Source organism: Cohnella fermenti (genome assembly GCF_004801405.1).
Classification (GTDB): Bacteria; Bacillota; Bacilli; order Paenibacillales; family Paenibacillaceae; genus Cohnella; species Cohnella fermenti.
Map to the genome: position 1 here is coordinate 132,303 of NZ_SSOB01000023.1, position 9,261 is coordinate 141,563.

Genomic DNA, 9,261 nt, shown 5'->3' on the forward strand with positions numbered 1-9,261 from the left:
CCCGCCACCACGAGGAAATGGAGATGATCCGATGAACCGGCCGCTTCGCCTCCGTCTGAACAGCATCAAATTCAAGCTCTCCGCCATCATTCTTCTCTTGTTCATCACGTTTATGTCCGTTACCGTTTATATGTGGTACGCCAACTCGACGGCCGATGCCGAGCGGCAAGCGGGTCAGGCGACCGCGGCGATGATTAACGTCTCGAACGATAATCTGGAGACGACTCTGCGCGACATCGACAAGATCGTGGCGCTGCTATCCGTGAATACGGGAGAATACATGAACGCCCTCGTGCGCAAGTACATCGGAGAATACGACGTCATGGACAAGCAGGAGCTTATTCAAACCGAGCGGGACATTCAGAACTACCTGGTCAACGTGTCCATGTTCAAGCATTACCTGACGGGAATCACGATCTCCGATCTGGCTGGGCATACGATCGAGTACGGCGTGACGACTCCGTTCGACATTCTGCGGTCGCAGCCGTCGTTTAGCGAGCTGACGGGCCCGAGCAATGAGGCCATCCTCTGGCCTCCTCACTCGAATCCTCGCCTCGTCAGCAGCGCGGATGCGCGCAAGGGGAAGGTCATCACGATCGCGCGGCCGATTCGCGGCGGCGGGCGAACCATCGGCTTCGTCGCGGCCGACGTCGATTACGAAGTCGTGGAAGACCTGTTCGCCACCAACATTCGCAATTCCGGGAACGTCCTTATTTTCGATACGCAAACGGGCCAGCCCGTCCTCGACCAGCCGAACCTAAGCTTGACCGAGTCCGATCTCGCTTCGCTAGTCGCCCGTCTGGATGCCGATGGAGGGAGCTTCTATTCGCGCTTGTCGACAGGGAACATGTACGCCGTCTATCGAAGCTCCTCCTTCACCCATTGGACGACGATGGTCCTGATTCCTAAATCGAGTCTGCTCGCCGGCTCCTCGTCCACGCGTGATAAGATGCTGAACGTCTCGCTTCTTTTCTCCGCCGCGGCCATTCTGGTTATCCTGCTTCTCTCCTCGTTCCTTACCCGGAACCTGTTGAGGCTGAGCCGCGCATTGAAGGAAGTGTCCCGGAACAACCTCGACATCTCCATCGAGATCAAGTCCAAGGATGAGATCGGCCAACTTTATAACCAATTCAACTCGATGACCCGCAGAATCCGCCAACTGGTCGCCGAAGTCCGATCCACCGAACGCGAGCGAAGCCGGGCGGAGATCCGTGCGCTGCAGGCTCAGATCAATCCCCACTTCCTGCACAACACGCTTAACACGATCAAGTTCCTGTCCATTCTGCAAGGAACCGATAACATCAAGCTGGTCGCCGAATCGCTGTCAAGCCTGATGCACGCGCAGATGGATGGCCGGTCGTTCGTCTGCGCGAAGGAAGAAATCGATTATTTAAGAGATTATTTCAGTATCCAGAAATTCCGTTACAGCGATAAATTCGTGGTTCACTACAGCATGGAGGAAGAGGTGGAGGAGTTGATGATTCCGAAGATGCTGCTTCAACCGATTGCGGAGAACGCGCTGCTGCACGGCATCGCTCCGCTGAAGACGCAAGGCGCGATTCATATCAAGCTGTTCGTAAGCGAAGAGCGGCTGATCATGAGGGTTCAAGACAACGGCGTCGGCATGAACGCCGCCCAGCTTGAAGCGTTCGACTCTCCGTCCCAAGGCGCACGCCACATTGGGCTGGCCAACGTTCAATCCCGTATCCGCACCCTGTTCGGAGAACCGTACGGGCTGAGCATCTGGAGCGAGGAACATCGATTCACGACGGTAGAGTTAAGCGTTCCGATCCTGACCGAGCAGGAGGCGCAACGCTATGTATAAAGCTCTGCTCGTTGACGATGAACTGCTCGTACGGACGAATTTGAAGCTGATGCTCGATTGGCGGCAGCACGGATTCGCGTTGTGCGGAGAAGCTGCGAACGGTGCCGAAGCGTTGGAGATCGTCGAACGGGAGAACCCCGACTTGGTCGTCTCCGACTTGCGCATGCCGGTCATGGACGGCCTGCAGTTATCGGACGAGCTGGCCCGGCGGTTCCCGCGCTGCAGAATGGTCATGCTCAGCAATTACGACGACTTCGACTACGTGAAGGGCACCTTGCGCAACGGCGCCGTCGACTACCTGCTTAAGCACCGACTGAATCCGGAAGAGCTTGGCGCAACGCTGTTCCGTGTCAAGGACGTGCTGGATGCCCGGCCCTGGCAGGCTGGCGGCGAACGCCCGGACGCGAACCAGTTCCTCGCCTTGCGCACAAGATTTATCGCCCAATTGATCGCGGGGTTTCATTACAGTCCCGAGGAATTCGAACATCATGTTCAGACTCTGAACTTGAAGCTGGATCCCCGGCATCTCGTCCCCGTCATTCTGTCCATCGACAACTATCGGGCACGCCAATCGCGCGCTACGTTGAAAGCGACCGAACTCGAGCGATTCTCCATCTTGAATATCGTCGAGGAGATCCTGGGCGAGCTCGGCAACGGCGCGGTGTGCCATATCGGGGGAGACCGGTTCGCCATCCTGATCTCGTTCCCCGGCCTGCGCAGCGAGAGCGCCGTCGACCGGTCGGTTGGCGATGCGATCTCGCGCATTGCAGGCTGCCTCCGAACCTTCCTGAACCTATCCGCCAGCTTCAGCATCGGACCGTCATGCCCGACGCCGACGCATATTCCTCAAGGCTATGCGCAAGCGGAGAAGCAGCTGCAGGACCGGTTCCATCTGGGCAAAAGCGTGGTGCTCCGAAGCGCGTCATTCGTCAAGGATAGCGGTTCGTTCGCGGGACTCGAGATCGAGACGGAGAAAAGCATGACCTCCTGTCTGAGAACCCGGGATTCAGCAGGCTTATTCGCCGTCCTGGACGATCTATTCGCGCGGATCAAAGCCGCGGCGCTCAGCATGAACGGCTGCCAACTGTTGTTTAACGATCTGTTAAGCTTGCTGCACCGCGCGTTCCGCGAGATTCGTTCGGATCTAAGCATGCTCTATGCGGACGCCGTCCCTCCGCACGAGAGGCTAGCCGCGTTCGAGACTCTCGAGGAAGTCAAAGGGTGGTTCCATTCGCTGTTTGCTCGTTATTTCGATCTGGCTCGGGCCGACGAGAATGGGAGCTACTCCGACTATACCGTTCAAGCGATTCGTTACATCCGCAGCCATCTGTCGGACAATATCTCGCTCACCCAAGTGGCGGACCGGATCGGCATCAGTGGCGCTTACTTAAGCACCTTGTTCAAGAACGAGGTCAACATCGGTTTCGCCGAATATTTGTCCGATGCCCGACTGGACAGAGCCAAGTCCTATCTGGAGGACGGCCGGGAAGACCTGAAGGATATCGCCGCCCTGTGCGGGTTCAACAGCACCAGTTACTTCTTCAAGACCTTTAAGAAGAAGACCGGAATGACTCCTTCGGAATTCGCTCGCGGGCCACGGTCGTCATAAATACAAAACCGACGAGCCTATGAGGAAATTCATAGATTCGTCGGCTTTGTGTCGCTCGAACACCGGTTGTCCGGATGATCATCCAGCCCGCGGATAATAGTGAAACAGCACGACAGCAGCATGCGGTTCTAGTCCCGGCTCCGTTCCCGGAGCTTGCGATTCAGCTCACGAAACCGGACATTATGTGACGACACACTGGGCTGCTTGCTGGCAACGGGGTCCAAATAATGCAGTGCACTGTTGACGCCGAGCACCGCATCGTTAAAAGCGCCAGCGATCAAGCGAACCTTGCTGCCATAGTCAACGAAATCCCCCGCCCCGAATACGCCGGGAACGTCCGTATGCATGCGCTCATTCACTCGTATGCCATTATTCTCCTGTATCAATCCCCATTCGAGCAGCGGACCGTAATCCCGTTTATACCCGTGGTTCACAACCACCGAATCAACCGCCATCCGGTGAATCGTACCATCGACGGTATTCATCAATGACACGCTCTCAATGCTCTCTTGCTGACCATGCAGGCGATGCAGCGTATAAGGCGTCAGAATTTGGGCATGCTCGTGCATACGCGCGATGTTGTACTCCAACGCATCGAATTGCTCGCGACGATGAACGACCGTAACCTTCGCTCCGTGATCATGCAGCTCATTGGCCCAATCGACTGCGGAATTGCCCCCGCCGGACACCAGCACATGCTGCCCGCGGAAGGAGCCAACGTCGGTAATGGTGTAATAAAGGTTCGATACCTCGTATTGATTGGCGCCCTCCAGCTCCAGCTTCTGCCGGTCTATTATGCCTCTGCCTGCACAGAGAAGCACCGTTCTCGTGAGATGCTGTTGTCCGCAACCGCTGGTCAGCACCATAACGCCGTCTTCCCGACGATGAAGATGATGCACTTCCTGCTCCAGCACAATAGTCGGATGGAAGGTTCGAGCCTGCTTCTCCAATACTGCGATTAACTCCTCGCATCGGGCAGGCCCCACGGCGCCAACGTCCCAGATCGTCTTCTCCGGATACATCCTCATGAAGCCTCCAAGCTCTTGCTTCGCTTCGATCAGCTTCGTCTTCATTGCTCTCATGCCACTGTAGAATGCCGCATACATACCCGCTGGGCCGCCCCCGACGATGGTCAAGTCATAGATATCCATGAATGCGCGTCTCCATTTACTCAGCCGATGTAATATCGGTCACAATCTGATCAATCAGATGACGGAAGCCAATCGGGCCTTCTCCCTGCACCAAATCTCTGGTTTCAACCGGGAATACCCGATTATGCTTGACAGCATCAAGATTTTTCCATAGCACATTATTCATCAGATCGTTCCATGACTCATCGCTATCGGATCCTTCGGCAACCCGTTTCTCAATGAAAATATAATCGGGGTTGATCTCCGGAAGAATCTCCAGCGAGAATGGATTAAACCAGGACTCGCCTCCCTCCAGCGCTTCGGGTATAACGAAGCCTAGCTGGCGATAGAACAATTGACTCGCCCCGGCGCTGTTCATGCCCAGGAAGCGATACTGCTTCGGTTCGACACGCAGCACCATGACCGTCTTGCCCGTCGTATACGGCGAAAGCTTGGCGACAGCTTCTTGAACATACTGATCATAGGAAGCGATGGCTTGCTCGTATTCGGACTCGACATCGAACACCTGTGCCAGAGCTGGCATGCCGTCCTCCATGAAGAAAGAACCCGGAACGGCAATTGTCGGCGCAATTTTACTCAATTGCTCATAGGTAGCCTCGTCCGTACCATTGCCGGAGACGACAATCAGATCAGTGTCGAGACTCGCCAGCAACTCGAAGTTTTGTTCATACTGCGGATATTCGATCATCTCCACACCATGCTCCGTAAAATATTCACTTCGGAAGTCCGGCTCGGATTCCGCTACATACAACACGAACGCGGGTGTGATACCCATCTCGATCAAATATTCGGCATACCGGGTATTGGTCACCAGCATGCGCTTGGGAGCAACGGGCACCTCGATCTCGCCGTACATATCGGTTACCATGCGTGTGGCCGACTCCTCGCCTGCAGCATCCGTGCTTGCAGGTTCCACCGACGCAGACGGGGAAGGATCAGCCTGTTCGTTATTGGTTGAGGCATTCGTCGGCGACTGGCTCGACGATAGCTCGGCGTTGCCGCAGGCAGCCAGGAGCAGAAGTCCCGTCAGAATAAGAATCACTGCCAAAGTTGCGCGTTTCATTTTACATTTCTCTCCTCTGATCTAGTAATGATAATCGTTATCATTTAAGATCATAGCAAATTCATCTCCCCTGCTCCATGTCGGACTGTGTGCAATGAGATGGACAATTGTGCGCGGTGATGCATGACACCGCTTGCGCAATAATTTCGCCGTATCCTACCGGACCGCAGCCGTTCACCCACAGCCTCGTCGTCACCGGATAGACGCGTCCATGCCGAACGGCAGCGATATCGCGCCAGCGGGCGTGACTTTGCAATTGCTCCATCATACGATCAGCGCCTCCCTCTTGGGAGACCCGCTTCTCGATAAACAAATGGTCGGGGTTGGCCCGAGCCAGCTCATCCGGCGTAATTGGAGTGCATGCGGCCCTGTCCGTATCTAATCCCGGCGGCAGCTTCAGGTTCAGATCACCGTAAATAATCGAGGAAGCGCCGAAGCCGCGGCGACTGTTAACATATCGATATCCCGACGACTCCACTCGCAGGATCAGCACGGTCTCATCCGAGCCTCCGCAAGCCATGAGCTGCTGTCGCGCCGAACGCGCAATCCCCTCCATGCTCTTCAACTGCCGGGCTGCCGCTTCCCGCTTGTTGAACAGGCCGGACAATCTGGCAAGCAAGCTTCGGCAGTCGTTGGTGAAGGCATGGATAACGGGAGCAAGGGCGCCAAGGCTCTCCCTCTCGCTCTCGGTCATCTGATGCGCAATAATAAGCTCGGGCGAATGAGGGGAGAGCGCCGTTGCACAATCGGAATATTGCGGGCTATCAAGCATTGTCACCTGATACCGATCCATAAGCTCGCTCTGATGATTCGCAACTAGCGGTATATACGCCAACACAAGCCGCGGCACAATACCGAGCGACAGCAGATACTCTGCCAGCAGCGATGAAGTCGCGGCTATTCTGCGTGTATCGATCGTTTCCATATAACCGGAAGGCGCAATGCCTATACTTTGCTTGAATCGCTTGCTGAAGTAGAAGACATCCGCGAAGCCGCTCAGACGTGCCGCTTCCTGCACCCTGACGCCCGCAATCAAATGCTCCTGCGCTCTCATCATCCTGATGCGGCTCAAATAATCCATTGGCGTCTCGCCGTATTCGTCCTTGAATTTGCGGGAGAAATGCCAAACACTCAACCCTGCAAGCGAAGCGAGTTGCTCGCGAGTGATAGCAGCGTGGTACTGCCGCTTCATATGCAGCGCCGCTTGCTCCAGCTCCGGACGTTGACTGAGCATTTGTTGCTTCTTATGAAGCAGCAGCATGAGTCTGCCGCACACGGCCTGCAATACAATGGCATCCAAGTCCACGTTCCGCGTAACCTGTTCCAGCTCCCGCTCAACGGCGAGCAATTCGTCTTCTTCAAGCGATTGCAGGCAATGGCTCTTTGCGCCTGGCGCATGCCAGTTCACAAGATGGGCTTGCTGAATGACAGGGCTGATGGAAGATAATTGAAATAAGGAGAAGGTCAGCTTCCAGCCGCGCAGAGGCGAAGCCGCGGACACGACGGATTCGACCAGACAATTCGCTTCCGCTCCAAGCAGACTGCCTCGCTCAAGCACTTGGCTTTGGCCATTGATCCGCCACTCCACCCTGCCTTCGACTATCAGCAGCAACGTATTTTCTTGCATATATATGCCTGTTCCCATAGCCTGTTCGGACGTATGAAACATCTCGCAATTCCACTCCCACACCACTCGCGAAGGGGGCAGATTGGACACGCGCAGTCACCTCGCTGTTTCTCATCGTTCGGCATTGGAGGATAAGGCAATTGACACCGCATCTTCCCGTGCAATTATAGCATAGGACGGAACGAGCAGACCGATTCAAACAAAGTATCTGCTCGACTTCTACCAGTACGTACTAAGAGGAATTTAAGCTCTCTGCACTCTCTGCAAGTACCGTCCAGCACTTTCATGCTTATATCCGTCAGGCGCTGCAACACGCGCTTCAAATGGACATGATCTTAACCAATCCCGCCGATAAAACCGAGCGGCCCAAAAAGAGCCACTTCACTGCACACGGTCATTCCCGTATCTTATGAGGGTAAACGAATCACAGTCGTCAAAGACCGGGCAACAAATAAATCAAGTCACCGTACGCTCCCACTCGTTCCGGCATTTCAGGAACTACTTCTGCGACTGTTGGAGGAATAACAGAGAAATAAGCTGCTCTACAAAAAATCGTATTCCGATGAATACGCAGATTATATCTACGTGAACAAGTTGGGGGAACGGATCAAACATTTATGCCCATCTGAACTACAGCTCCAAGATGTCGTCGGCGCAGGTCATCAGCAACGCGTTGCACATTCCAGGCATGCAAAAAAGATCTTGAACGCCGTCTAAATAGACGAATTCAAGATCCTAGAGATTTAAGATGGTGCGGACGAGAGGACTCGAACCTCCACGGGGGGTTAGCCCACTGGAACCTGAATCCAGCGCGTCTGCCAATTCCGCCACGTCCGCATATGTCACGCTTCGAAGCATTGCCTCTCGAAGACGACATGACTTAGTATAGACGGCGCAGACAGTCTTGTAAAGCGTTCATCCGATTTGCTTAGTTTTGTCTCAAAAAACTTTCATGATCGTGCCGATCACAATCCATGAATGAAAAAGGGGAGCCTTTGCGAGTCTATTTCCCCGTTTATTTGTCAAAGATAAGGTTGAGAGGGGCAGAGGAATACGTGGTTTTTAATGGTGGTATATCCCCGAGCAAAAAACCTTTTTGTGGTCGTCATGAGCACAATCCATTGTCGCCATCACAGTAGTGATGAGCACGTGTAAAAAAATCCTGCCTCTCATCGACCTGTCTGTCCCTCCATCACTTCTTACTGGAGGGATTTTTGCTGTGGAAGCCATTTTAGAACGCTGCTGTGGACTCGACGTTCACCGGGACACCGTTGTCGCCTGCTTACTCACCGGCTCGCTTGATAGCAGGCCAAAGAAAGAAATTCGTACGTTCTCCACCATGTCCAAAGGTTTGCATGAACTGCTCGAGTGGCTGACCGAAGCCAACTGCTCACACATCGCCATGGAGAGCACTGGGGTGTACTGGAAACCGGTCTACCACGTGCTGGAGGGCAGCATGAACATCAAGCTCGCCAACGCACAGCGGATCAAGAACGTTCCGGGTCGCAAAACCGACATTGCCGATTCCGAGTGGATCGCCAAGTTACTGCGTTCCGGGCTCATCGAGGGAAGCTTCGTTCCGCCTGCCGACATTCGAGAACTCCGCGAACTGACGCGCCATCGCAAGAAGTTGGTCTCACATGCGAGTGCGGAAAAGAACCGGATCCAGAAGGTTCTTGAGTCGGGAGGCATCAAGTTGTCTTCCGTCATCTCGGATGTGTTTGGCGTTTCCGGACGCGCGTTGCTCCAGCAAATCATGGCGGATGGCTGCTTGAACCAAGACGTTGTCGAATCCCTTGTCAAGGGTACAATCAAGAAAAAACTGCCCCAACTCATGGATGCTCTGAGTGGGGCGTTGTGTAAGCGTCAAACCATGCACACCTTCTAAGTGCTGTCCGTACATGAGAAGATGAGGCTACTTCAGATCGAGCAGGAGGTTGCCTCATGTCAAGGAAAGAACAACGTCGGCAGGAATGGACCACCCGA

General features: G+C 54.5%; 6 protein-coding genes and 1 tRNA gene. 3 read left to right on the forward strand and 4 right to left on the reverse strand.

What is annotated here, in order from left to right; genetic code table 11:
• Positions 1-31: 31 nt before the first annotated feature.
• Positions 32-1,825 carry a cache domain-containing sensor histidine kinase gene (locus tag E6C55_RS18430; protein ID WP_136371281.1) on the forward strand — a complete coding sequence of 598 codons (1,794 nt, stop codon included), beginning with the start codon at positions 32-34 and terminating at the stop codon, positions 1,823-1,825.
• Positions 1,818-3,434 carry a response regulator gene (locus E6C55_RS18435; RefSeq protein ID WP_136371282.1) on the forward strand — a complete coding sequence of 539 codons (1,617 nt, stop codon included), beginning with the start codon at positions 1,818-1,820 and terminating at the stop codon, positions 3,432-3,434. Before E6C55_RS18430 ends, E6C55_RS18435 begins: the two co-directional genes overlap by 8 nt.
• Before the next feature lie 128 nt (positions 3,435-3,562).
• Here E6C55_RS18435 and E6C55_RS18440 read toward each other — a convergent pair whose 3' ends face one another.
• From E6C55_RS18440 to E6C55_RS18455, 4 genes are all read right to left on the reverse strand, one after another.
• Positions 3,563-4,585 (reverse strand): NAD(P)/FAD-dependent oxidoreductase, encoded by a 1,023-nt coding sequence (locus E6C55_RS18440; protein ID WP_136371283.1) that lies wholly within the window; start codon positions 4,583-4,585, stop codon positions 3,563-3,565.
• Between the two features lie 16 nt (positions 4,586-4,601).
• Positions 4,602-5,648 carry an ABC transporter substrate-binding protein gene (locus E6C55_RS18445; protein ID WP_136371284.1) on the reverse strand — a complete coding sequence of 349 codons (1,047 nt, stop codon included), beginning with the start codon at positions 5,646-5,648 and terminating at the stop codon, positions 4,602-4,604.
• Positions 5,649-5,709: 61 nt separating this feature from the next.
• On the reverse strand, positions 5,710-7,275 hold the full coding sequence (locus tag E6C55_RS18450) for a helix-turn-helix domain-containing protein (protein ID WP_168735734.1): 1,566 nt from the start codon (positions 7,273-7,275) through the stop codon (positions 5,710-5,712).
• A gap of 749 nt (positions 7,276-8,024) precedes the next feature.
• Positions 8,025-8,112: transfer RNA gene (locus E6C55_RS18455), tRNA-Leu, on the reverse strand.
• Positions 8,113-8,494: 382 nt separating this feature from the next.
• On the opposite strand from E6C55_RS18455, the gene E6C55_RS18460 reads away from it, so the two are divergent.
• The gene (locus tag E6C55_RS18460; RefSeq protein WP_168735735.1) at positions 8,495-9,163 is read left to right on the forward strand and encodes an IS110 family RNA-guided transposase; all 669 of its coding nucleotides are present in this window, start codon (positions 8,495-8,497) and stop codon (positions 9,161-9,163) included.
• The last annotated feature ends 98 nt before the right edge of the window (positions 9,164-9,261 follow it).